The organism is Oceanicaulis sp. UBA6590 (assembly GCF_002433705.1).
Classification (GTDB): Bacteria; Pseudomonadota; Alphaproteobacteria; order Caulobacterales; family Maricaulaceae; genus Oceanicaulis.
Map to the genome: position 1 here is coordinate 17,780 of NZ_DJIQ01000016.1, position 23,842 is coordinate 41,621.

Genomic DNA, 23,842 nt, shown 5'->3' on the forward strand with positions numbered 1-23,842 from the left:
ATTATCCGTTAAAACGAATGAGGAAGCGCTTGGTCTTGCCCACGCTCATCACCACGGCGCCGGCGCCCGTACGGTGCTCGCGCACATCGGCGTTTTCGTCCTGCACTTTCTGACCATTGAGCGAGACAGAATTCTGCTTGAGCAGGCGGCGCGCCTCGCCCTTGGATGCGGCGGCCTGCACGCTTTCATCCACCATGGCGTCGATCAGCTTCAGCTCCTCTCCGGCCGGGGCGTCCAGCGTCGGCACGGCGCGGGCGATCATGTCGATCAGTTCGACGCTCAAATTGTCCGATTTGCCCTTGAAGATCACGGTGGAGGCTTCAATCGCGAGATCGGCGGCCTTCTGGCCATGCACGCGTGCGGTCAGAAGCTCGGCGAGGGCTTTTTGCGGCAGGCGCAGATGCGGCTCGGCCTGGGTCAGCTCTTCAAGCTGGCCCAGATCCACATCGGTCAGCCAGCTCAGGAATTTCGGCGCATCGGCGTCGGCGCTGTTGAGCCAGAACTGGTAGAATTCATAAGGGCTCGTCAGGTCCGGATCGATCCAGACCGCGCCCTTTTCGGACTTGCCGTATTTCTTGCCTTCCGAATTGGTCAGCAGCGGGTAGGTGACCGCATGGGCCTGCACGCCCTCGATGCGGCGCATCAGGTCGACGCCGCCCACGATATTGCCCCACTGGTCCGAACCGCCCATCTGGATCTGGACATTGTGGGTGCGGTGCAGGTGCACAAAGTCATAGCCCTGCAGCAGCTGGTAGGAGAACTCGGTGAAGGAGATGCCCTGATCGCGGTTCTCGATACGGTTGCGCACCGAGTCCTTGGTCAGCATGGCGTTGACCGAGAAGTGCTTGCCCACATCGCGCAGGAAACTGACCACATCCATCTTCCGCCACCAGTCGGCGTTGTTGACGTAGATGGGCTCCGGCCCGTCGGTCAGCGCGAACAGGCGTTCGAACTGCTTGCGCTGGCCCTCGATATTGGCCTCGACCACGTCTTCGGTCTGAAGATTGCGCTCGGCGTCCTTGCCGGACGGGTCGCCAATGAGGCCCGTCGCGCCGCCCAAGAGCACCACAACCTGACCGCCGCGCTGGCGGTAGCGGTCCATGCCCAGAAGCGGCATCAGATTGCCCGCATGCAGGCTCGGCGCGCTCGGATCAAAGCCCACATACATCGCCGGCCTATGCTCAGTGATATAGGCGTCGGTCAGCTCAGGGGTCTTCTGGTTGAGAAGGCCGCGGGCTTCCATATCAGCGAGGAAGGGCGTGGCTTTGGGGTCTGCGAGGCGAACGCTCATGAGGCTCTCTTGGCGGGAGGGACAGTCAGGCTTTCGGCTTAGCCGCCCCCATCCCGTCTTGCAACGCCGTCATGGCGTTCGGCTCAGTCATTCCATGCGGTCATAGGGCGTCTTCTCCACCTCGGCCGCGATGGGGCCGCCGCCATCACGCTCGGCGACGGCCTGCTTGAATCCGACCTCCTGGGCGCGCTGACGGAACCACATGCCCTCGGGCGAGTGTCGCGAAATGCCGTCAAAGACGGTCGCCAGCATCTGGGTGTTGGAAATGCCCATGGTCTCATAGGCCTGATTGACCACCATCTTGGTCATCATCAGCTGGTTCTTTGGCACGCCCTGCAACCGCCCGGCCAGGCGCTCGACGGCGGCGTCCAGCTCGGCTTCGGGCACGGCTTCAAGCGCCAGCCCGATACGCTCGGCCTCTTTGCCGTCGATCAGCTCGCCGGTCATCATCATGCGCTTGGCCTGCTGGGGGCCGAGGCGATAGACCCACATGGACGGGGTCGGCACGCCCCAGACGCGGGCCGGCGGATAACCGATGCGCGCATCCTCGGCCATGATCACGAAATCACAGCACAGCGCGATATCCGAGCCGCCCGCCGCCGCTGCGCCGTGCACGCGGGCGATGGTGGGCTTGTGACAGCGCCACAGGCTCATGAAGTCGAGCGTGTTCTGGTGCATGAAGGCATAATCGATCATCGGATCCCAGGGCATGTCCTGACTGCCCGGCAGTTCGCCCTCGCGTTCGGCATAATCCTTGAGGTCATAGCCGCCGCAGAAGCCCTTGCCCGCGCCCTGCAGGACGATCACATGCACCGCCGGATCGCGTTCGGCTGTCTTGATGGCGCGGGAAATGTCGCCGGGCATGGCGTCATTGATGGCGTTCAGGCGCTCGGGGCGGTTCAGGGTGATCGTGCAGACACGACCCTCGACGGCGTACAGAAGCGTGGAAAACTCGCTCATCTCAGTCTCCGCAAATACGTGCGATCAGGGCGTCATCCACCCCGGCTTTTTCAAGAACCATGCGGGTGTCCGCGCCCAGCTGACCCGAACAGGTCGCGCCCTGACCGGGACGTTCGCCGTCAAAGCGCGCCGCGGCGCCGGGCAGGCGCACAGGGCCTGGCCCGTCCGCTTCGCCCTCATAGATGAAACCGCTATTGGCGAGCTGGGGATGATTCAGAATATCGTCAGAGGTATTCACCTTGCCCGCTGGCACGCCTGCCTTGCGCAGGCGATTGAGCAGGTCATCGGCGGACTGGTGTTCGGCCAGCGGCGCGCAGGTTTCGCGGATGAAATCCCAGTTGATGAAGCGGCTGGCCATGTCCGCACAACGCGGATCATCGAGCAGCTGAGGCGCCCCGACCACTTCGCACCAAGCGCCGAATTCCTTTTCTGACAACATCACCACGACGAACCAGCCATCGGCCGCCTTCCAGGGGCGATAGACCTTGGCGATGTTGGGGCCGGGCTGAAGCGGGTCCTTCAGCGTCAGCGGCATGTGCACATCCATCCAGGAAAAGGCGAGGGCGGCTTCCAGCATGGAGACGGCCACATGACGACCCGCGCCATCACGCTCGCGGCCCACAAGGGCGCTGGTGATCGCCTGGCACAGATAGAGCCCCGCCACCTTGTCGCAGATATACTGGGGGTACAGCTCGGGCTCGGGCTTGTCCGGGCGGGCTGCGAGCCCGCTTTCGGCCTGGATCACCGGGTCATAGGCGCGCACATCGCTCAAGGGATCCCACGGGCCGAAGCCCGTCACTTCGGCGACGATCAGCCCGTCATGTCGGGCGCGCAGGCTGTCGGCGTCGAGGCCCAGCTTCCTCGCCGCCGCCGGGCGGTAATTGTGCATGACCACATCAGATTGCTCGACCAGCGGGGCCAGGGCGGCGCGGCCGTCTTCGGTGGAAAGATCAAGACTGATCAGCGCCTTGCCGCGATTGAGCGTCTGGAAGGTGGAACTCGAGCCGTCTTTCGCGATGAAGCCCAGGCGGCGGACAAGATCACCGCCCGGTGGTTCGACCTTGATGATATGGGCGCCCTGCTGGGCGAGGGTCAGGCTGGCGATTGGTCCGGCGACGACGGTCGTCAGGTCAAGCACTCTCAGCCCGGCCAGGGGTGTGGCTGGGGTCATGTTTTCCTCCCGTAAGCGCGCGATTTTTCGCGTCATTTCGTCCAGACTGGCCCAGCCAGATGGCGCGGACAAGACAAGCTGGTACGGTGAATACGATTAGTTCGGGAGAATCGCCCTGATGCGGGAAACGGTGACAATCAGCGCGATACAGGCGCTGGCCGAAGCAGACCCTGTATTTGTGGAAGCGAGCTGGTTCCTGCCCGGATCGGGCATGACAGGCGAGGAGGTGTTCGAGGAACGCCGCCTGCCGCGCGCGGTCTATTTCGATATCGATGGCGTTTGCGACGCCACTTCCACCCTGCCGCACATGGCGCCCGGCGCGGCGGCCTTCGCCCGCTGGCTCAGCTGGCATGGGCTGAGCGGCGGAGAGAAATTCATCATCTATGACCAGACCTCGATGGTGGGCGCCGCGCGGGTCTGGTGGACCTTCCGCCGCTTTGGCTGCGATGTGCGCATTCTGGATGGCGGGCTGAGCGCCTGGCGCAAATCGGGCGGCGCGATTGAAAGCGGCGAGATTTTCCGCCGCCATCCCGCCATTGAGCGCACGCCGCGGATGATCTGGGACGACACGGTGACCTGGGAGGATGTCTCCCACGCCACCCGGTCGGGCAAGGCGTTGGTTGTGGATGCGCGTTCCAAGGGGCGGTTTGAGGGCACGGAGCCCGAACCGCGCAAGGGGCTCAAGTCAGGCCATATCCCCGGTTCGATCAATCTGCCCTTCCCTCAGCTTCTGACGCCAGAAGGCAAGCTCAAGACCGAAGACGCGCTGGAAGCGGCGCTGCCGCGCATCAGCCGCGACACGCGCATCATCACGACCTGCGGGTCGGGCGTGACCGCGGCGATCCTCAGCGCGGCCTTCCTGAGCGCCGGTTTCCGCGATGTGCGCCTCTATGACGGCAGCTGGGCCGATTGGGGCGCCCGCGACCTTCCGGTTGAGACCGGCCCGGCATGAGCGTGACGTTTACGGTGCATGACACGCTGGCGGAGGCGCCAGACGCTGTTCGCGCGGATGTGTGGGCGTTGGTGCTTGAAGCCGATGACGCCTTCTGGCCGCCCTTGCGGGCGCGCACGCCGGAGCAAGGCCTGTCGGTGGGCGCCGGCGAGGTGCTGGACGCCAAGCCGGACGCCTATTGGACCTCGATCCAGCAGCACGCCCTTATCTCGGCAGCGGAAGACGGGCGCGTGCTCGGCATGATGAGCGTGGCGCGGGACAAGCGCCTTGATGCGCTTGAGCTGACGGTTGCGGCCTATCTGTCCACCCTGATCGTCGCCGAATCGGCGCGGGGACGGGGGCTGGCGCGACAGCTTTATGCGCGACTGTTTGAACTGGCGCAGAGCTGGTCCGCAGAGCCCTCGGTCGCGACCCGCACCTGGAGCACCAACGCCGCCCATTTGCCGCTCATCGCCCAGCTGGGCTTTGAAGAAAGATTACGCCTTAAGGATGATCGTGGCGTCGGCATCGACACCGTGTATTTTGTTAAACCGCTCTGAGCGCTTTTCTTGCGCGAAATCTGCGCTAGCCTTGGGCAAAACACTGTTATGCCAACCGCAGGGGAGGAAGCCCGCGTGTCCGAACTCAAATGCCTCAAAGGCAAGCTGCGTCTGCCCGTCATCGGCTCGCCGCTGTTCATCATCTCCAACCCCAAACTGGTCATCGCCCAGTGCAAGGCGGGCATTGTCGGCTCGTTCCCGGCGCTGAATGCGCGCCCGCAGAGCCAGCTTGATGAATGGCTCGACGAGATCACGTCCGAGCTCGACAGCTACAACAAGGCCAATCCGGACGCGCCTGCCGCGCCGTTTGCGGTGAACCAGATCGTGCACCGCTCCAATGACCGGCTCGAGGCCGACCTCGCCACCTGTGAGAAATACAAGGTGCCGCTGGTCATCACCTCGCTGGGCGCCCGCGAAGAGCTGAACCAGGCCGTGCATGGCTGGGGCGGCGAGACGATGCACGACATCATCAACATCAAGTTCGCGCACAAGGCGTTGGAAAAAGGCGCCGATGGCCTGATCCCGGTCTGCGCCGGCGCGGGCGGCCATGCCGGCACCCTGTCGCCCTTTGGTCTCGTCAGCGAGATCCGCGAATTCTTTGACGGCCCGATTGCGCTGTCCGGCTCCATCTCCACCGGCGCCGGCGTTCTGGGCGCTCAGGCGCTGGGCGCGGACTACGCCTATATCGGCTCGGCCTTCATCGCCACCGAAGAGGCGCGCGCTAGCGAGGCCTACAAGCAGTCCATCGTCGACAGCACGGCGGAAGACATCATCTATTCCAACCTCTTCACCGGCGTGCACGGCAATTATCTGCGCAAGTCGATCGAGGATGCCGGGCTTGATCCGAACAATCTGCCAGAAAGCGATCCGTCCGCGATGAATTTCGGCTCCGGCGGCAATACCGACGCCAAGGCCTGGAAGGATATCTGGGGCTCGGGTCAGGGCGTCGGATCGATCAAGAAGGTCCAGAGCGCGGGCGCCTATGTCTCCGAGCTGCAAGCCCAGTATGAAGCCGCCAAACAGCGCATCTGCGGCGGCTAGACCAGGACATCGGGGCGATGGGGGAAATCGGCGCGCTTCTGGGCAGGATCATCAACAACCTGCCCGACAGCCTGTTGCTGGAGTCGCTCATCCTGGGCGCTCTGGCGACTGTGCTGACCGCGGTGATCCGCATTGTCTGGGCGGGGTCGAGCTGGTTGATCGAGCGGGCAGTGTTCCTTCTGTCCCGCTCGCTTACCCATCATGTGATCTATCTGGGGCCCGTTGAGGCGTTTCCGCCGGGCATCAGGTTCAGCGTGCTGATCATCCGTTTCGGCACGGACCAGTACATCTCCACCATGGCCAGTGATCGCGAGCGCCTGGTGGGGCGGCTGCAGCTGAAGATCTATCCCGCTGAAGTGCGCGGCAAGAAGGACGGCGCCTATCTGTCCTTCAAGGTGCCGGTTCACAAGCGGCTGGGCAGCCAGTTCAAGGTCTTCGCGGATGTGGAGCCGGGGGTCGATCTGGAGGAGATCATGCAGGTCTTCAATGCCAATGAGGAAATCCACGAAGTGAGCATATCGGACAGCAAGTTCGACCGCCGCATCTATTTCCTGCTCAAGGACTATGCCCAGACCCAGACCGTGGACGGGCCGGTGAACAATTTCATCTACCCGGTCTGAGGTGGGTTTTATTGAATTCCTATATCGCTAGGAGTTATGTTCCAGAACATGATTGCTGAGATTAATACAGCAAAAATTAGAACCATATAAAACGTGGCTAGTTTTTTCTTGGAAGTCGGCTTCCAAAAAAAGAAAAACTTACCATCTTCATTGGTTTCCCGAATTTTTCTTGCAAGGGATAGCTCTGGAAATGACGCTTCAACGCGCTTTTCTATATACTCACCGTGTCTGACTGCCCCTGAGAGAAGTCGTGAAAACCAGAAAAAGTCTATAATTGCAAAACAGGCTATAATTAAAATGGCGAGTGGTGAGAGCCAGAATCCTAAATGGGCTTCTATCCCGAAAAATGATGCGGTTACGGACTCGTCTAAAGCTATCCCTATGGCGGCAAGATAAGCGCCTAGTAAAAGCACTACAAAATTCCTTGCCCTCATTCCCATGTCGTTGAAATGCATCTGTACTTCAACGACTTTTTTCCAAACCTCGATGATCTCAGTCAGGGTGGCTGGTTCGTGGGGGGGCTGGGGCTTATCGGTCATATTCTGAGTGTATGTCGCTCGCTTGATTCTCGCGATAGGTTTGTTTGGGGTGGCTAAAGCTTCACCCCTTTACCTCATGCACGCGCATCAGGATGGCGTGGATCATCGCGTCCCGCTCTTCCGGCGTGCGCAACTCGAGCTGCATGGGCGCCGCGGCGCGGCCTGAAATGATCAACTCGGCGAGGCCATGCACCACGGACCAGGAGGTCATCAGCATGGTGGTGCGCCGCGCCTGATCGGTCTCGTCTGGATAGAGCGCGTTGACCCGGTCCTGCAGCTTGGCGAAGGCGGCGAGCGAGGCTTCGGCGAAATCGGGATGGCTGCGATCGGGCTTTTCTGACGCGAACATCAGCTGGAACAGGGCCGGATGGGCTTCGGCGAAATCCACATAGCCCAGCCCCAACGCCACAAACTGTGACACGCGGTCTGGCGCCGCCTGCGCCTGACGGTGCTCCTGCGCCGCGATCAGGCGTCGATAGCCGTCCGCGCCCAGCGCGCTCAGAAGTCCGGTCATGTCCTTGAAATGGTGCGCCGGGGCGGCATGGCTGACATTGGCGCGCTTGGCCGCGGCGCGGAGCGAGAAGCGTTCCAGCCCGTTTTCCGACAATTCCTCCTCGGCGGCCTTCAGCAGAAGGGCCGGCAGATCGCCTTTATGGTACGGCTGCTTCGCGGTCATCGCCATTTTCGTCACCCGGCTCGATTTCAAACTTGACACTGACAAAATAGCGCGGCTAGCGTATCTTGACAATGTAAAGATACAGGCGTGGTCAGACGCCTTGAGGAGATAGAGATGTTGAAATGGGGCCTTCGGATTCTGGGCGTCTTCGTGTTGCTGAACGTGCTGGGCGCAATTGGGGCCTATGTGATGATCGACCGCTCGGTCTTTGAGATGTTTGGCGGACGCACGCCGGTCATCGCGCTGCAGCCCTCCGATGAGACGCCTGAACGCTATGTCCTGGCGAATGTGCGTGTGCTGGAGCCGGGCTCGGAGCAGTTCTCGGAGCCCATGGACGTGGTCATCGAGAACGGCGTCATCGCCGATATGGGGCTGGATCTGGCGGCGCGGGCCAATGCCCCGGCCATGGATGGCGAGGGGCGCTATCTGATGCCCGGCCTCACCGATTCCCACGTGCATTTGTGGAACAGCCAGAACGATCTGGCGCTGTATCTCGCCTATGGGGTGACCCAGATCCGTGAAATGCATGGCCAGTCCCATCATCTCGAATGGCGCGACCAGATCAGTGAAGGCGAGCTTCTGGGCCCGGACATCTTCGTGGTGGCGGCGCAAATCGCTACCTATGACTTTGCCGAAGGCCTGTGGCAGTCCCTGACCTCCAAGCGCAATGTCGCCCGCACGCCAGAGGCGGCGGACCAGCTGGTCCGGGACCTGGCGGCTGACGGCTATGATGCGGTGAAGGCCAGCAGTTATCTCAGCCTGAGCGGGTATGAGGCGGTCAGCGCGGCCAGCGAGGACACCGGCATTCCGCTGGTGGGACATGTGCCGGTGGCGGCGCGGCTCGATGATCTGTGGGCGTCCAACCAGAGCGAGGTCGCCCATGTGGAGGAGCTGATCAAGGGCCTCGATCGCGACTTTGGCGGTTACGGCGTCAGCAATGCCGGTGAGTATCTCGACTATGTGATGCAGCATCGCGACGCGGTCGCCCAGCACATGATCGACAACGAGATCGTGCTGGCGTCCACGCTGGCGCTGGTCTCAAGCTTCGCCCAGCAGAAGACCGAAACTGAAGCGGCTCTGGAAACAGCGCCGGTGGGGCTGGTCAATCCGGGCGTCGCCGAAGGTCGCGCCATGGGCTGGCTGCCCGATGTGAACATCTATTCGGTGCCTCAGCAGTATCGCAATGACGGCTGGCGTGAACGTTACGAGACCTATTGGACCACCTATGCCGAGGCGCAGCAGCTGATGTTCGAAGCCGTGCTGGCGGCGGGCGTGCCGATGGTGGCGGGCACCGACGCCAATGTGCCCCTCATGGCGCCAGGCTATTCGCTGCATCAGGAGCTGGAAGCCCTGGTCCTGGCCGGCATGACGCCGGCGCAGGCGCTGGAATCGGCGACCGCGACGCCCGGTCGGTTCATGGACTGGAATACGGGACGCGTCCTGCCGGGTTTCCGCGCCAATCTGGTCCTGCTCAACGCCAATCCGCTCGAGGACATTCGCAACACGCGCAGCATCGCGGCCGTGGTCAGTCATGGCGACATCCTGTCCCGTGAGGAACTCGACTCCCTGGTCGATGCGGTCGAGGCCGCCAATGACAGCGCCCGCCATACCCCGCTGGCGCCGGAATGGCGGCAGGCGGAGACCCGGTAAGCCGGATCGCTCCGGATCCGGTCTGAATAAGGATATTCAAACCCTGATTGAAACTCCCGTAGGGCGCCGCTAGTGTGAAATTCGCTCTACGGGGGTATCGGGTCTTGGAAGCTCTCTCATTGCTTGTTGGCGCCTGGCTCGCCCTTCAGCCGGCGGAAATCTGGAGCGGGCAGGCGTGTCCGCGATCGGTCACCCCTGAAGAGTTGTCTCTTAAAACCGAGTTCCAGCTCGCCCTGCCGGACACCCAGGCGCAGCTCTGGATCGATGCCTATAGAGGGCGGACCCTCGATCTGGAGCAAGCCGAGGAATTGTTGCTTGCCGCGCCCAGGGAGGCGACCGGGCAGGCCTGTGAGGTTTACCAGTTTCACGCCGTTGGCTTCGAGAATGGCGACCCGCTGTTTGAACTCGTTGACGGCGCCGTGACGCATCCGCCGTTGATCGGAACGTATTCGGGAACGCTCATGGTCTCGGCCCCGCAACTGACCGCGGCGGATCAACAGGCGATCCTGTCCGACGCGGTGTCCAGGATCGAGGCGGGGGTCCCGAGCGCCTCAGGTCTGGCTCTGCTGGTCAGCGTGGATGATCAGCCCGCAAGGCGGTCGGCCGACCTGTCCCGGCGCCTGGCCGGTGAGGTCAGAGTGCCGCGCGAGGCAGGCTCGATGTCCGGCGCGATCCGCCCCGTCCGCACCATCGCGCCCATCAGCGTGCATCTGGAAGTGACCAATCTGGCGGGCAGGGCCTATCCGGTGGGCGACTGGGTTCGGGCCAGGCCCCCGCAAACAGCGCCGATCACACGGCGCTATGTCTGGGAACCTGTCGAGCCGTCTCTGCCCTATGAGGCGCTGGGACGCAGTTTTGAAGATCCGCTCGATTGCTTTTTCCGGCTCTGGTATCCCGAGCATCCCGACGACCTCATGCAGCCCAGGCGTCCGCAATGGGGCGCGCACCGGGCCGGCAAGTTCTCCGTGCGCGCTGTTCTCTCCAATCTGAGAGCCGAAGTGCGATCCGGCGAAGACGAGGAATGGGAGCAGCTCACGCTTGAGCTTGATCTGTCCGAGCTCAAGGCGCAGCAGGCGGCGGTCAACTATACCGTCTGGATGGAGCGCCAGCCCGGTGATTATGTGGGCGAGGACCTGTTCCTGCTGGGACCGCTGGTGTCGGCTCTGAACCGGTTCGTCCCATCCCCGGAACCTTCGGGTTACACCGCCTACGGCGATGACATGTATCTCAACATCACCCGCTACGCCGAAGCCCTGACGGTCTGTCTGAACAACTTCCTCATCGAGGGGCGCTTCGTGACCGGATGCCCGACGGGAACGCCGCAAAGCGCCAGAAACCCGATGCGTCAGGCCCTTCTGAGCCGGCAATATGATCCACGAACCTGTCGGAGGCTTGCGCCATGAACCCTCTTGCCTGGCTCAGGGTGAGAAAGCACCTGGCCATCATTGTCGGCCTGCTGACGCTCTTCGCCCATCTGGTCGTTTATGGCTGCATCTGGGTCGGGCTGGAGCTGGATGGCGGGATCAGCCGCCATGAGCTGGCCGAAATTCTCATCCCGCTCAGCTCCGGATACGCTGTGGCGGTCATCACCTATGTGGTCATGGACGGCGCACGACCGGCCACGCCAGACGACCTCAAGGATATCCGCAGCGGCATGTTCGTCTTTCTGGCGCTCTCAGGGCCGCTCATGCTGATTCTGGGCATGCTGGGGTTCACCCTGCTGATCAATTCCGGCGCGATCTACACCGGTCTGCCTGTTGCTGATCGCTCACCGGATGGCGCCCGGAACGTTCTCGCCGGGCTCGCCGCGGCTACAGCGGCGCTTCAGGGCTTGTTCGTTCCCGCTCTGTTTGGCGCCCATCCCGGACACGCAAAATCTGACGCACCCGAGCCCGAGTAGAAAAAACCCCGGCTCGCCGAGCCGGGGTTTCAGGGGTCGCGCTGCAAGAGGAGTTACAGCACGGTCAGCCAGTCCGGCTTCACGCAGGGCACGCCCAGATCGTCAGCCGCGTCCCTGAAGGTGACTTCACCCTCGGCGACGTTCAGGCCGCGCGCCAGATGGATGTCGTCATTCAGGGCCTTCTTCGCGCCCTTGTTGGCCAGCGCGATCGTGAAGGGCAGGGTGGCGTTGGTCAGCGCCAGGGTCGAGGTGCGCGCCACGGCGCCCGGCATGTTCGCCACGCAATAGTGCACGATGCCGTCGACCACATAGGTCGGATCCTGGTGCGTGGTGGCGTGGGAGGTTTCAAAGCAGCCGCCCTGGTCGATGGCGATATCCACCAGCACTGCGCCTTCCTTCATGGTGCCCAGCATGTCGCGGGTGACCAGTTTGGGCGCGGCTGCGCCCGGCACGAGAACGGCGCCGATGACGAGATCGGCTTCGGCGATTTCCTCGGCGATGGCGCCCTGGGTGGAGAAGCGGGTCTTCACCTGACCGCGGAAGAACTGATCGGTTTCGGCAAGCTTGGGCAGCGAGCGATCGAGCACCGTCACGTCCGCGCGCAGGCCGAGCGCCATTTCCGCTGCGTGAGAACCGGACACGCCCGCGCCCAGGATCACGACCTTGGCCGGGGTCACGCCCGGCACGCCGCCCATGAGAACGCCGCGACCGCCCGCAGCCTTGTGCAGCGCGTTGGCGCCCACATGCACCGACATGCGGCCTGCAACCTCCGACATCGGGCGCAGCAGCGGCAAGCGGCCATTGGCGTCGGTCACCGTCTCGTAGGCGATGGCGATGCAGCCCGATTTGCGCAGGCCCTCGACCTGTTTGGGATCGGGCGCGATGTGCAGATAGGTGAACAGGGTGTGGTGCGGCTTCAGCATCGCCGTTTCAGACGGCTGGGGCTCTTTCACCTTCACAATCAGCTCGGCGGTGTCGAAGACCGACTGGGCGTCCGCCAGGATCTGGGCGCCCGCCTCGACATATTCTTCGTTGGAGAAGCCCGCGCCATTGCCGGCGCCGTCCTGCATGTAGACCTCATGGCCATGCGCAATCAGCTCGCGCGCGCCATTGGGGGTCAGGCCGACCCGGTATTCATGGTTCTTGATCTCGGTCGGAACGCCAATGCGCATCAATCCGCCTCCCGGCTGGTCGAGACTCGAAAGGGGAGGTCTCGACGGTGTGATTTTGCGCGGAAAATAGGGATTGTGTGCAGCATCCTGCAAGTAAATTTGTGTTGTTCGAATTATTTTGCGTTATGCTGTCATAAAGCGCCATGATGCGCTGCGTCATTGCATGTGTTCAGTCGGAAAGCGCGAGAAGCTTCGACAGTGTGGAGGGGGCATGAAACTCGATGATATCGATGCGGCGATACTCGGCGCGCTTCAGGGCGATGGCCGGCTGACCAACGCTGACCTCGCCGAGCGGGTCGGCTTGTCGCCCTCGGCCTGCCATCGCCGGGTGAAGACCCTCGAGAGCGAAGGCGTGATCGCGGGCTATACAGCGCTGCTGAACGCCAATCAGGTGGGGCGTGGGCTGACCGTCATTGTTCTGGTGACGCTGGAAAACCAGAAACGCGAGACCATGGAGGCGTTCGAGACCGCCGTGACCGGGATCGAGCATGTGAGCGATTGTTATCTGACCACCGGGGCCGAGGACTATTTTCTCCAGCTGCAGGTGCGCGATGCGCGCGATTATGAGCGGGTGCACCGCGAGCGCCTGTCCGGTCTTCCGGGCGTGGCGCGGCTGGTCTCCAACATCGCCATGCGCACCGTCTTCTCCCGCCGCGCGATGAGCGTTCAATAACGCGTGAGGCGTTCGCCCATTGCCGCCGGAGCGCTTCGGCGCTAAATGCGCGCCCATGACCGATGAACGCTATTCCAAGCTGGACATGCTGGGGTCGGACGCGAGAGCGGCCGACACCCCTGAAGAGGCGCGTCTCGAGCGGGTGGAGAACCCCACGCCGAACGCCGACTACATGATCCGCTTCGCCTGTCCGGAATTCACCTCAATCTGTCCGGTGACCGGACAGCCCGATTTCGCCCATCTCGTGATCGACTATGCGCCGTCCAAATGGATCGTGGAGAGCAAGTCGCTGAAGCTCTATCTGCAGAGCTTCCGCAATCACGGCGCCTTCCATGAAGCCTGCACGACCATGATCGGGCAGCGCCTGGTGGATGAGCTCGATCCCAAATGGCTGCGCATTGGCGGCTACTGGTATCCGCGCGGCGGCATTCCGATCGATGTGTTCGCCCAATGGGGCGAGGCGCCCAAGGGCCTGTGGATCCCCGATCAGGGCGTGCCGTCCTATCGTGGTCGCGGCTAATACGCTTTTATAGTTGAGCTTTTCAGCCCTTCCGGCGCTCGCCGGGAGGGCTTTTTTCTGTGTGTTATACAAGGGCAAACTCGACAAAAAGACAAGTAGGTCAGTATTTTTGTCAGGTATAGTTGACACGCGCCGTCGGTGTCAGGTAAGCATGACATATCGTCAGCTAGTCCTGAAAGGACGCATCATGTGTTCGAAAAACTCCAATCGCATCGGCGCCTTTGTCGCCATCGCTGTCGGCGTCGCCGTGGCGATCATTTCCGCCAATCAGGCCCGCGCTGAAGACCGGGTCGTGGTTGAGCGCTCGGGCGCCGAACAGGGCGCGAGCGTGGTCTACATTCCCGGCCTCGCCACGCCGGGCGCTGTTTACGGCCCCACGGTCGAGCGTCACTCGGACTGGGACAATCATGTGGTGACGCTGAAAGGGTTCGGCGGCGACACTCAGGCGCCGGAAGAACTGGACAATGTGGTGGAGGGCGCCGCGCTCGACATCGCTGCGTATCTGGAATCGGAAAACCTGCAAGATGTGGTGCTGGTGGGCCATTCCATGGGCGCGCAGGTGGCGCTGCTGACCGCGGGCGCCGCTGCAGACCGGGTGTCCCATGTGGTGGTCGTGGATTCCGCCCCCTTCTTCGCAGGGCTGATGCAGCCGGGCGTAACCCCGGACATGATGGCGCCGCAAGCCGCCGCGATGCGCCAGCAGATGAGCGCCATGCCGCGTGACGCCTATCTCGGGATGATGGCGCAGGGGCTGCGCGTTCAATCGATGACCCAGGACGGTCAGGCGCAGGTGTTGCGCTGGATCGAAGGCGCGGACCAGGCGACTGTCGCAACCGCGACCGCAGAGCTGATGTCCACCGATTTTGCGCCCTGGCTGGCCGAGGTCGAAGCGCCGGTCACCCTGCTCTATGCCGAGTTCCCTGAAATGGCGCCCGAGCAGATCCGCTCCATGTTCGTCCGTCAGTATGAGGGCAAGGTCGATCTTGAAGCGCGCGGTGTCGCCGACTCACGCCATTTCATCATGCTCGACCAGCCTGAAAGCTTCTATGCTGAAATCGAACGTGTCGTGGAAGGAGACTGAGCATGACCATGACCCCGGCCGCAAAGACCTATCTGCGACGCATGCTGATCGTGATGGGCGCCTATATGGTCCTGCTGTTCGGCGCCGTCTGGGCTGACAACCAGCTCGATCTCGCCCAGCCTGTCCGCATCATTCTCAGCCTCCTGCCTGTCCTGCCGGTGATCGCCTGCATCGGAACCATCATCGCCTTCGTGCGCGCCATGGATGAAGTGCAGGCCCGCATCGTGCTGGAATCCACCCTGATCGGCGCCATCGTGGTCGCAGTGGCCAGCTTCACCTACGGCATGTTGCGCGGGGTGACCGATTGGCCGGGCATTTACGAAGTCTGGTATCTGCCCGCCTTCATCGCCGTATCGGGCATCGCGCAGATCTTCGTGAAAAGGCGCTACCAGTGAAGAACCGTATCCGAGTGCTTCGCGCGGAGCGGCGCTGGTCCCAAGCGGACCTCGGGGAACGGGTGGGGGTTTCTCGCCAGGCGATCAATGCGGTGGAGACTTCCAAGCACGACCCGTCACTCTCGCTGGCCTTCAAGATCGCCGAGGCCTTCGAGGCGAAGATCGAAGACGTTTTCGATCCACACGGCGAGCCGGATTGACCCTCGCCTTGATCCTGCCTTGTCCCTGAATGGCCCGTTCAGCTCAATCAATTGAAGCTGAACGGGCTTTTCCGTTCCGGTTCAGCTCAAGCCTGCCAGTCTCTCCTTGTCACGGACGCTGATGTCCTAACCCCAAGGGAGACCCTTCATGCTTAAACGCTCGCTTCTCGCCGCAAGTCTCGGCCTGGCCGTCCTCGCGCTGGCGCCGACCGCGTACGCCCAGTCGCGCAATTCCATCGAGATCCGCCAGTCGGGCTACGCCAACGAGCTGGCCGCCCGCGTGGACGGTCATCGCAATCGGCTCAGCCTCGAGCAGCGCGGCGTCCGCCAGTTCATCTCGACCCTGCAGGACGGCACACGCAACGGCGCCCAGGTGTCTCAGGAGGGCGGCGACAATCAGGCCGGCCTCAGTCAGCAGGGGCGTCGCAACCGCGTCGTGATTGGTCAGGAAGGCTGGCTCAACGACGCCTTCAGCTCCCAGTCCGGCTACGGCAATGTCGTGGGCGTCGCCCAGATCGGTGAAGGTCATCAGGCGATCACCCATCAGGAAGGCTCCAACAATGCGCTGGGCGTCATCCAGATCGGCCGCGGCCAGTTCACCGATGTGCATCAGAGCGGTTCGGGCAATGTGACCCTGGTCATCCAGGGCGGATTCTAGGGTTGAGGATCGGTGCGTGAAACGGTCGGCGCGCTGCGTCGACCGCCACGCCGGAACAGGAGGATGACACCATGCGCATCATACCCCTTCTTCTGGGACTGACGGGCTCTCTGGGACTGGCCGCCGCGTGCGCGCACGCCCAGCCGGACCGCCCTGTCGAGGCGCTGGAGCCGATGCCGCTATGCCAGCTCAGCCTGGTGCAAGCGCCGTACGGACGCGAACTGGTGGCGGAGGCCGCGCCGGGCCTGTCCGGTTTCTGGACGCTCGAAGCTGGCGGTCCGTCCATGATGATGCAGCAGTCCGGCGATCTTCGTGATCGCCCGGAGAGGGCGACAGATCTGGCGCGCCTACAGCTCGCCACCGCTTCAGGGCCCGCCCCGGGGCTGGACGGTTTGCGGCCTGGCCAGACCATCGTTGGCGGATCGGGTCAGGGTCTGGTCTTCGCCACGCTGCGTCTTGAGAACGCCAGCGGTGAGCTGATCTGCTTCGCAGAGCTGGGTCAGGAGGCCCATTCCGATTGAAGCCGCTCAATGGCGGCGCCGGCTTCGGGATGAAAGCTGATGGTCCGGATCACATCATCCTGAGCGAAGCCGGCGTCGACCACGCGAAGCAGCAGGGTTTCAAGCGGTCCCCAGAAATCGGCGTCCACGAAGGCGGCGGGTTTCTGGTGACGGCCGAGCTGGCGCAGCATGATCATGTCGAAGATCTCTTCGAGCGTGCCAGCGCCGCCTGGCAGCACCAGGAAGCCGTCAGCCTCCTCGACCATGATGGCCTTGCGGGAGGCGAGGGTGGCGGTGATGCGCGGTTCGACGCCGTCCTGAAGGCCTTCCAGGGGAATGAGGAATTCCGGGATCACGCCCAGAACCTCGCCGCCTTCATCCAGAGCCGCGCGGGCCATCCGGCCCATCAGTCCGGCTTCCGCGCCGCCATAGACCAGTCGGAGCCCCTTGCGGGCGAGTTCGCGGCCTGTGTCTTCAGCCAGTTTCGCAAACCGGGCGTCGCTGCCGTCGCTGGACCCGCAAAATACGCAGATGCTCCGCATTTTCGCCTCACAAATTTTCGATAAAGTCTGCAAACGCGGATTGAAACGTACAGACGAGACGTCCAGCATTACCAAGATGGCGCATCCGGCGCGAGGCTTGCATAGCAGTGCCGACCCGTCAGAACGTGAGGAGCACGCTCATGGCCGCAACGCGGTCCTTTCTGATTGCCACAGCCCTTCTGATCATCGCCGTCGCCGCGGCGGCGGTCTTCATCGTCATGCGTCCAGGGCCTGGCGTGATCAGCACGCCGGAGACGCCGGCGGTGACGGACTCGTCTGATGCCCAGGCTCAATCCAGCCAGGAAGCGTCAGCCCTGATCCCGCCCACCTTCGATATTGTGCGCGTGGATCCGCGCGGCACCGCGGTCGTCGCTGGCCGGGGGGCGCCGGGCTCACAGGTCGTGCTGATGGTGGGCGAAGAGGAGATTGCGCGGGTCGCCATCGATAATGCGGGCGAATGGGTGATGATCGTGGACCGTCCGCTGCCGGCCGGTTCGGTGGAATTGTCGCTTCTGATGATTACGCCCGCCGGACAGGAAATCCGCTCCGATCAGGTCGTGGTCGTCTCCGTGCCCGAGGGCCGGGACGAGACCCCGCTTGTGGTGCTGGGCCGTCCGGGTGAAGCCAGTCGCGTGCTGCAGGGCCCGTTCGACGGTTTGACGGTCGGACCGCTGTCATTGTCCACGGTGGATTATGACGAAAGCGGCGCCGTGATTTTCGCCGGCCGCGCCGAGCCGGGGTCGGATGTGCGCGTTCTGGCCGATGGCGAAGTGGTGGGCCGCACCACCACCGATGACGCCGGGCGCTGGGTGATCCGCGCCGGATCGGCGTTCGCGCCGGGCGTCTATGATCTGCAGGTGGACCAGCTGGACGCCGATGGCCGGGTGACCGCCGTCATCGTTCTGCCTTTCGAACGCGCTGAGCCCGAAGCCGCGCGCGCCGCTCAGCAATCGGGCCGCGTCATTGTCCAGCCCGGCAATTCGCTCTGGCGGATCGCCCGTCGTCTCTATGGCGAGGGCTTGCAATACACCGTGATCTACGAGGCCAATCGCGACCAGATCCGCGACCCGGACCTGATCTATCCTGGCCAGGTGTTCAACGCCCCGGATGAACAGTCTGACGACGAACCCCAGCAATAAGCGCCGGGGCGGCATGGCGCCGCCCCGTCCTTCGCCCTAAATAGGGCTCCATGCGACATCATGATTCTGCCAATCCCACAGAAGGCCCTGCACCCGAAGGGCGTCTGGGGGAGGCCATTTCACGCCTGCTCGCCATTCTGGCGTCGGACGACATGCGGCGCTGGCGCCCGCGCATGGCGATCGCCTTCCTGATCACGCTCGCCTCCAAGGGCTTCGCCGTCGCCTCGCCGATCGCGTTTGGCGAGGGCGTGAACGTGCTGACCCGCGGGGTCTCAAACGGCGCGATGGCGAGCGGGCTGTTCTGGTCCGCAGCGATCATGTTTCTCGCCTACGGTTTGCTGCGCTTCGCCTCCACGGGCGCGCCGCAATTGCGCGACGCCATCTTTGCGCCGGTCTCCCAGGACGCTCAGCGTCTGACCGCCGTGCAGGGGTTTGCGCATGTGCAGACCCTGTCGCTGAGCTTTCACCAGACCAAGCGCACTGGCGCGATGAACCGCATCATTGATCGCGGCGCAAACGCCGTCGATTTCCTGCTGCGCTTTCTGGTCTTCAACATCCTGCCCGCACTGGTCGAGCTGTCGCTCGCCGCCATCGTCGCGGCCGTGCTCTATGGCTGGGCGTTCTCGGTGATCATCGTGGTGGCGGTGATCGCCTATGCGGTCATCACCGGTTTGATGACCGAATGGCGGGTGAAGCTGCGTCGCCAGATGAACGAGGCGGACACCGAGGTGAACGCCCGCGCCGTCGATACCCTGACCAATTTCGAGACGGTGAAGGCGTTTGCCGCCGAGCAGCGCGAAGCGGATCGTTTTGATACAGCGAAAAAGCGCTATGCCGAGGCGGCGTCCAAGTCCCAGCAAAGTCTTGCCGGACTGAATGCGGCTCAGGCCGCGATCATGAATGGCGGTTTGCTGGCGGTGGCGCTGACGGGCGCCTACAAGGTGCTCAATGGTCAGCTGGAAGCGGGCGATGTGGCGGCTCTGACGCTGATGCTGATGAATGTATACCAGCCGCTGAACATCCTGGGCTGGGCCTATCGCGAGATCAAACAGGCGAGCGTGGACCTCGAACGCCTGTTCCAGACCCTGAAGCTCAAGCCTGAAGTCGCCGATAAGCCTGATGCACCTGCGCTCGTCCTGAAGGGCGGCGGGGTCAGGTTCGAGGGCGTCAGCTTCGCCCATGACGGGCGCGATCGGTCTGTCTCCGAGGTGAGCTTCGAGATCGCGCCGGGCAGCTTTGTCGGACTTGCTGGTCCTTCCGGAGCGGGCAAGTCCACGCTTCTGCGCCTCCTGTTCCGCTTCTATGACCCGGATGAAGGCCGGGTGCTGATCGACGGTCAGGACATTGCCGGCGTCACCCAGTCGAGCCTGCGTAACGCCTTGGGGCTGGTGCCGCAGGATGTGGTCCTGTTCAACGACACCCTGCGCGAGAACATCCTGTATGGTCATCCCGAAGCGGATGAGGACGCGCTCTGGGATGCGGTCGAGCGGGCGCGGCTGGGCGATTTCGTCCGCTCCTTGCCCAAGGGTCTTGAGACCCGGGTCGGTGAGCGGGGGCTGAAGCTTTCCGGCGGCGAGAAGCAGCGGGTGGGCGTCGCCCGGGCGATCCTGAAGAACCCGCCCATTCTCATTCTCGATGAAGCCACATCGGCGCTGGATTCCGAGACCGAGAGCGAGGTTCAGGCCGCCCTGGCCGAGGCCGCGCGCGGGCGCACCACCATTGCGGTGGCGCATCGCCTGTCCACCATCGCCAAGGCGGACCAGATCATCGTTCTGGAAGACGGTCATGTTGCAGAGCAGGGCGATCATGCCGCCCTGCTTGGCCGTGAGGGGCGCTACGCCGCTATGTGGCGACGTCAGGCGGAGGCAGGCGAGCTGGCGTGATTCGCCTGTTTTCCGGCAGGCCGCTTTTTCGCCGGATTCGTGCATAAGAACCTGCCCGGCCTGTCGGGACGCAGGCCGAGGCGGGGACGCACACCATGAGTTTATCTTTCTTCAGGGCCGCTCTGAGCGGTCTGTTGCTGGCGACATCTTTCACCATGTCCGCCCAGGCTTGCGATTTTGATGATGCCGACGGGCCGGATGTGGCGCTGGTGCTCAGCGGCGGCGGAGCGCTGGCCAGCACCCAGATCGGCGCCCTGAAGGTGATCGAGGAGCTTGGCGTGCCGGTTCACTGCGTGGTCGGCACCTCCATGGGGGCGGTCGTCGGTGGTCTGTACGCCTCCGGATATTCCGCCGCCGAAATCGCGGACATCTTCGTTTATACCGACTGGGCCGAGGTGCTCGGCGGACGCCCGCCGCGTGAGGACCAGTCCTATCTGCAGTCTGAACGCTCGGCGGACTATCTGACCGGCGCGCTGATCGGGCTGGGCGATGACGGCATCCGATTGCCCGGCGGCATACGCTCCATGCGGGGGCTACGCCGCCATTTCCGGCAACTGACCTTCCACGTGCCGCTGGATGCCGACTTCGATGCGCTCGCCGTGCCTTATCGGGCCGTGGTGACGGATTTCGCGACTGGTGACCCGGTGGCGCTGTCCTCGGGCGATCTCGTGCAGGCCATGCTCGCCAGCATGGCCGTGCCGGGCGCCTTTCAGCCGCGTGAGATCGATGGCGCGCTGTATGTGGATGGCGGTATGGCCGCGCAATTGCCCGTGCAGATGGCTCAGGCGATGGGCGCGGACATCATCATCGCGATCGACACCACGGTCGAACCGCCAGCGCCCACGGCCTCCCCGTCCATGGCGGACACACTGCAACAGCTGATCCGCGTCTCGGTCTGGCGCAATCGGCAGGAGGATGTGGCGCGCCTGGACGGCGATGACCTGCTGCTGTCGCCCTCCCTTGAGGGCTTGAGCACCACCACGTTCGAGCGCGCATCTCGTGGCGTGGCGGCCGGCGAGCAGGAAGCCCGGCGCCATGAGACCCGGCTGCGCGCCATAGCGGATCTGGCGGCGCCCCGCCGGACCAGGGACATCGCGCGCACCCATCCCGCCCAGATGGCGGATGCGGAGTTGCGGGTGATCAATAACACGCCTCTGAACGACACGCTGCTGAGCGCGCGCGCCAATGTGCGCCCGGCGCTGGAGGATGACGAGGCTCTGCTGTCGCGGCGTCTGAATGCCCTGACGGCGTTCGGTGCGCTGGGAGAGGCGGATCTGGCGCAGGACGGGCAGGGGCTCGTCCTGATGGTGGATGAGCGTGATATCGGGCGCTCCCAGCTCGAGGGCGGCGTGCGCCTGTCCAATACGTTTGCAGGAGATTCCACCTTCTCGGTGCTGGCGCGCTATTCGCGACGCCCCTTTTCCCATCATGGAGGCGATTTCAGCCTGTCGCTTGAGCTCGGCACGACCAACGGGCTTGAAGCCGTGCTTCAGCAGCCTTTCGGCGCAGCCGGGCGCTATTTCTACGAGCCGAGCCTTTATTATGAAGGCGAGCAGATCCCGCTCAATATCGGGGATCTGCGCGTCGCCGAGTTCTGGGATCAGAAGGCCGGGGCTCGCCTGCGTTTCGGGCGCGAGCTGGGAGATTGGGGGGTGGTCTATGCGGGCGGCGAGATGCGGCGAGGACGCACGGAAAGCAAGGTGTCCCTGCTCGGCGAGCTCGATCCTCTGGTCTACACCCTGGCCGGCTTCGGAGGCGGGGTGCGCGTGGATACGCTGGATCATGTGAGCTGGCCGACGCACGGCATGGCGCTGAGCGGTGAGGCGTTCCAGCTTTACAGCATCGGGGATGAGGGCTCGGACACCGTCCAGCTTCAGGCCTCCGCTCTGCGCGCCTTCGCACTGGGTCAGAGCCATCTTCTGGCCAGCGTGCGCGCCGGCGAGGTTCGCAACGCGAATGACGATCCCATAGACCTGATCACGCTGGGCGGCTTCCGGTCCCTCTCCGCCTATGCCCAGAACGCCATTCCGACCAACGGCTATGTCTATGGGTCGCTCGAGGCGTATCAGCGTCTCGACCGGACGGGCGCCGTCTTCAACATGCCGGTCTATGTGGGCCTCCTTCTGGAGGCGGCCCATGTGGAGCTGGACATTTTGGGGCCGGGGGAGGCCGGCGCGACCTATTCCGGCGCAGTCTATCTGGGGCTCGACACCGTCTTGGGGCCGGTGATCCTGGGCGGCGGCGTGGGAGAGGAGGGAGCAGGCGGCGTCTTCCTGCATGTGGGCGGCTCCTTCTAACCCTATACACTTTCGATAATTGATATGCGACGATCTGCCTAATGGCGCTGCCGGGCCACGAGGTCGATGCTTTCCCAAAACAGATGCGCCTTCATCTGGAAGCGACGCAGGGATCGGGAGGCATGACATGGCGGATATCGTAATTCTGGGCGCCGGACTGGGCGGTTTGCCCATGGCGTTCGAAGCGCGCGAACAGATGCGCAAGTCGGACACCATCACGGTGATCAGCGATTCAGCGACCTTTCACTTCACCCCCTCCAACCCCTGGGTGGCGGTGGGCTGGCGCGAGGCCGAGCAGATCAAGATCGAGTTGGGCCCCTTGCTGAAAAAGCGCGGCATCGCGTTCATCCATTCCGCCGCCAGCAAGGTCCATCCCGAGCGCAATGAAATCGCCCTGAGCAATGGCGAGAGCGTGCATTACGACTATCTGGTCATCGCCACCGGACCCAAGCTGGATTTCGACGCCATTGAAGGGCTGGGGCCCCATGGCGGCCACACCCAGTCGGTCTGCCATGTGAACCATGCCGAGACGGCCTATGAAGATTGGCAAAGGCTGGTCGCGGACCCCGGACCGGTCATTGTCGGAGCAGTTCAGGGCGCGTCCTGCTTCGGTCCGGCCTACGAGCATGTCTTCACGCTGGAAACCGATCTGCGGCGCAAGAAGATCCGCGATCAGGTGCCCATGACCTTCGTGACCTCGGAACCCTATATCGGCCATCTGGGCCTGGACGGGGTCGGCGACACCAAGGGGCTGCTGGAGCATGAGCTTCGCCAGCGGTCGATCCGGTTCATCACCTCCGCTCGCATCACCAAAGTGGAGGCGGGGCTGATGCATGTGGAGGAGGTTGGCCGCAAGGGCGAGGTTGTCGAGACACACGCGCTGCCCTTCAAGCATTCCATGGTGCTGCCAGCCTTCAAGGGCGTGGATGCGGTCTTCGGCGTCGAGGGGCTGGTGAACGAGAAGGGTTTCGTGCTGGTGGATCGCCATCAGCAGAATCCAAACTGGCCGAACATCTTCTCGGTCGGCGTCTGCGTCGCGATCCCGCCGGTGGCGAGCTATCCGGTGCCAGTCGGCGTGCCGAAGACCGGTTTCATGATCGAATCCATGGTGCGCGCCGCCGCGCAGAATATCCGCGCCCTGATTGACGGGCGCCCGATGAAGCATGAATCCACCTGGAACGCGGTCTGCATCGCGGACTTCGGCGATGGCGGAGTCGCCTTCGTCGCCATGCCGCAAATCCCGCCGCGCAATGTGAACTGGGCCATGGAAGGGCGCTGGGTGCACATGGCGAAAGCGGCGTTCGAAGGCTATTTCATGGGCAAGATGCGTCGCGGGGTCAGCGAACCCTTCTATGAGCGCATGATGCTGGACATGCTGGGCATCACCAAGGTGCGCGACAGTCAAGCCTGACGGCGGACAAGAAAAACCCCGGCGTGGGGGAC

General features: G+C 63.5%; 25 protein-coding genes. 18 read left to right on the forward strand and 7 right to left on the reverse strand.

Going from position 1 to position 23,842, the window contains the following annotated elements; all coding sequences use genetic code 11:
• Position 1: 1 nt before the first annotated feature.
• The 3 genes from tyrS to B2Z70_RS03045 all read right to left on the reverse strand — a co-directional run bounded on the left by tyrS (position 2) and on the right by B2Z70_RS03045 (position 3,422).
• Positions 2-1,291, reverse strand: coding sequence for a tyrosine--tRNA ligase (gene tyrS, locus B2Z70_RS03035; RefSeq protein ID WP_292980853.1), 1,290 nt, complete (start codon positions 1,289-1,291; stop codon positions 2-4).
• Between the two features lie 87 nt (positions 1,292-1,378).
• On the reverse strand, positions 1,379-2,251 hold the full coding sequence (locus B2Z70_RS03040) for a crotonase/enoyl-CoA hydratase family protein (RefSeq protein ID WP_292980856.1): 873 nt from the start codon (positions 2,249-2,251) through the stop codon (positions 1,379-1,381).
• Between the two features lies 1 nt (position 2,252).
• Positions 2,253-3,422, reverse strand: coding sequence for a CaiB/BaiF CoA transferase family protein (locus B2Z70_RS03045; RefSeq protein WP_292980859.1), 1,170 nt, complete (start codon positions 3,420-3,422; stop codon positions 2,253-2,255).
• A 118-nt stretch (positions 3,423-3,540) separates the two neighbouring features.
• Between B2Z70_RS03045 and B2Z70_RS03050 the strand changes: the two genes are divergently transcribed.
• Genes B2Z70_RS03050 through B2Z70_RS03065 form a run of 4 tightly spaced genes read left to right on the forward strand, consistent with a single transcriptional unit; the run spans position 3,541 to position 6,574 of the window.
• The gene (locus tag B2Z70_RS03050) at positions 3,541-4,374 is read left to right on the forward strand and encodes a sulfurtransferase (protein ID WP_292980862.1); all 834 of its coding nucleotides are present in this window, start codon (positions 3,541-3,543) and stop codon (positions 4,372-4,374) included.
• Positions 4,371-4,913: a GNAT family N-acetyltransferase gene (locus B2Z70_RS03055; protein WP_009801294.1), complete on the forward strand. Its 543-nt coding sequence runs from the start codon at positions 4,371-4,373 to the stop codon at positions 4,911-4,913. The genes B2Z70_RS03050 and B2Z70_RS03055 overlap by 4 nt, the downstream gene beginning before the upstream one ends.
• Before the next feature lie 48 nt (positions 4,914-4,961).
• Positions 4,962-5,954: an NAD(P)H-dependent flavin oxidoreductase gene (locus tag B2Z70_RS03060; RefSeq protein WP_348764616.1), complete on the forward strand. Its 993-nt coding sequence runs from the start codon at positions 4,962-4,964 to the stop codon at positions 5,952-5,954.
• Positions 5,955-5,971: 17 nt separating this feature from the next.
• Complete coding sequence (locus B2Z70_RS03065; RefSeq protein ID WP_292980870.1) at positions 5,972-6,574, forward strand: hypothetical protein; 603 nt, start codon at positions 5,972-5,974, stop codon at positions 6,572-6,574.
• An 8-nt stretch (positions 6,575-6,582) separates the two neighbouring features.
• Here the strand turns inward: B2Z70_RS03065 and B2Z70_RS03070 are convergent, their stop codons facing one another.
• Both B2Z70_RS03070 and B2Z70_RS03075 read right to left on the reverse strand, forming a co-directional pair.
• Positions 6,583-7,113: a hypothetical protein gene (locus tag B2Z70_RS03070; protein ID WP_292980873.1), complete on the reverse strand. Its 531-nt coding sequence runs from the start codon at positions 7,111-7,113 to the stop codon at positions 6,583-6,585.
• Between the two features lie 61 nt (positions 7,114-7,174).
• Positions 7,175-7,789, reverse strand: coding sequence for a TetR/AcrR family transcriptional regulator (locus B2Z70_RS03075; RefSeq protein ID WP_292980876.1), 615 nt, complete (start codon positions 7,787-7,789; stop codon positions 7,175-7,177).
• Between the two features lie 114 nt (positions 7,790-7,903).
• Here B2Z70_RS03075 and B2Z70_RS03080 point away from each other — a divergent pair, with 114 nt between their 5' ends.
• From B2Z70_RS03080 to B2Z70_RS03090, 3 genes are all read left to right on the forward strand, one after another.
• The gene (locus B2Z70_RS03080; RefSeq protein WP_292980879.1) at positions 7,904-9,439 is read left to right on the forward strand and encodes an amidohydrolase family protein; all 1,536 of its coding nucleotides are present in this window, start codon (positions 7,904-7,906) and stop codon (positions 9,437-9,439) included.
• A gap of 104 nt (positions 9,440-9,543) precedes the next feature.
• Positions 9,544-10,842, forward strand: a complete 1,299-nt coding sequence (locus B2Z70_RS03085) for a hypothetical protein (RefSeq protein WP_292980882.1) — start codon at positions 9,544-9,546, stop codon at positions 10,840-10,842.
• Positions 10,839-11,339 carry a hypothetical protein gene (locus B2Z70_RS03090; protein ID WP_009801288.1) on the forward strand — a complete coding sequence of 167 codons (501 nt, stop codon included), beginning with the start codon at positions 10,839-10,841 and terminating at the stop codon, positions 11,337-11,339. Before B2Z70_RS03085 ends, B2Z70_RS03090 begins: the two co-directional genes overlap by 4 nt.
• Positions 11,340-11,392: 53 nt before the next feature.
• Here B2Z70_RS03090 and ald read toward each other — a convergent pair whose 3' ends face one another.
• Positions 11,393-12,511, reverse strand: coding sequence for an alanine dehydrogenase (ald, locus tag B2Z70_RS03095; RefSeq protein ID WP_009801287.1), 1,119 nt, complete (start codon positions 12,509-12,511; stop codon positions 11,393-11,395).
• Positions 12,512-12,722: 211 nt separating this feature from the next.
• On the opposite strand from ald, the gene B2Z70_RS03100 reads away from it, so the two are divergent.
• From B2Z70_RS03100 to B2Z70_RS03130, 7 genes are all read left to right on the forward strand, one after another.
• Positions 12,723-13,184, forward strand: a complete 462-nt coding sequence (locus B2Z70_RS03100) for an Lrp/AsnC family transcriptional regulator (RefSeq protein WP_009801286.1) — start codon at positions 12,723-12,725, stop codon at positions 13,182-13,184.
• A 55-nt stretch (positions 13,185-13,239) separates the two neighbouring features.
• Positions 13,240-13,704, forward strand: coding sequence for a preQ(1) synthase (gene queF, locus B2Z70_RS03105; protein WP_009801285.1), 465 nt, complete (start codon positions 13,240-13,242; stop codon positions 13,702-13,704).
• A 187-nt stretch (positions 13,705-13,891) separates the two neighbouring features.
• The gene (locus B2Z70_RS03110; RefSeq protein ID WP_009801284.1) at positions 13,892-14,785 is read left to right on the forward strand and encodes an alpha/beta fold hydrolase; all 894 of its coding nucleotides are present in this window, start codon (positions 13,892-13,894) and stop codon (positions 14,783-14,785) included.
• A 2-nt stretch (positions 14,786-14,787) separates the two neighbouring features.
• The gene (locus B2Z70_RS03115) at positions 14,788-15,180 is read left to right on the forward strand and encodes a hypothetical protein (protein WP_009801283.1); all 393 of its coding nucleotides are present in this window, start codon (positions 14,788-14,790) and stop codon (positions 15,178-15,180) included.
• Positions 15,177-15,380, forward strand: a complete 204-nt coding sequence (locus B2Z70_RS03120) for a helix-turn-helix transcriptional regulator (RefSeq protein ID WP_009801282.1) — start codon at positions 15,177-15,179, stop codon at positions 15,378-15,380. Before B2Z70_RS03115 ends, B2Z70_RS03120 begins: the two co-directional genes overlap by 4 nt.
• A 148-nt stretch (positions 15,381-15,528) precedes the next feature.
• Positions 15,529-16,038 carry a curlin-associated protein gene (locus tag B2Z70_RS03125; RefSeq protein ID WP_292980895.1) on the forward strand — a complete coding sequence of 170 codons (510 nt, stop codon included), beginning with the start codon at positions 15,529-15,531 and terminating at the stop codon, positions 16,036-16,038.
• A gap of 71 nt (positions 16,039-16,109) precedes the next feature.
• Entirely contained in the window at positions 16,110-16,559 is a 450-nt protein-coding gene (locus B2Z70_RS03130) for a hypothetical protein (RefSeq protein ID WP_292980898.1), read from the forward strand.
• Here the strand turns inward: B2Z70_RS03130 and B2Z70_RS03135 are convergent.
• On the reverse strand, positions 16,538-17,080 hold the full coding sequence (locus B2Z70_RS03135; RefSeq protein WP_009801279.1) for an LOG family protein: 543 nt from the start codon (positions 17,078-17,080) through the stop codon (positions 16,538-16,540). The two genes, B2Z70_RS03130 and B2Z70_RS03135, sit on opposite strands and share 22 nt — an antisense overlap.
• 140 nt (positions 17,081-17,220) lie before the next feature.
• Between B2Z70_RS03135 and B2Z70_RS03140 the strand changes: the two genes are divergently transcribed.
• The 4 genes from B2Z70_RS03140 to B2Z70_RS03155 all read left to right on the forward strand — a co-directional run bounded on the left by B2Z70_RS03140 (position 17,221) and on the right by B2Z70_RS03155 (position 23,810).
• On the forward strand, positions 17,221-18,219 hold the full coding sequence (locus tag B2Z70_RS03140; RefSeq protein ID WP_292980902.1) for a LysM peptidoglycan-binding domain-containing protein: 999 nt from the start codon (positions 17,221-17,223) through the stop codon (positions 18,217-18,219).
• Between the two features lie 50 nt (positions 18,220-18,269).
• On the forward strand, positions 18,270-20,102 hold the full coding sequence (locus tag B2Z70_RS03145; protein ID WP_009801277.1) for an ABCB family ABC transporter ATP-binding protein/permease: 1,833 nt from the start codon (positions 18,270-18,272) through the stop codon (positions 20,100-20,102).
• Between the two features lie 95 nt (positions 20,103-20,197).
• Positions 20,198-22,399 carry a patatin-like phospholipase family protein gene (locus tag B2Z70_RS03150; protein ID WP_292980905.1) on the forward strand — a complete coding sequence of 734 codons (2,202 nt, stop codon included), beginning with the start codon at positions 20,198-20,200 and terminating at the stop codon, positions 22,397-22,399.
• Between the two features lie 127 nt (positions 22,400-22,526).
• Entirely contained in the window at positions 22,527-23,810 is a 1,284-nt protein-coding gene (locus B2Z70_RS03155) for an NAD(P)/FAD-dependent oxidoreductase (protein ID WP_292980908.1), read from the forward strand.
• Positions 23,811-23,842 lie beyond the last annotated feature (32 nt).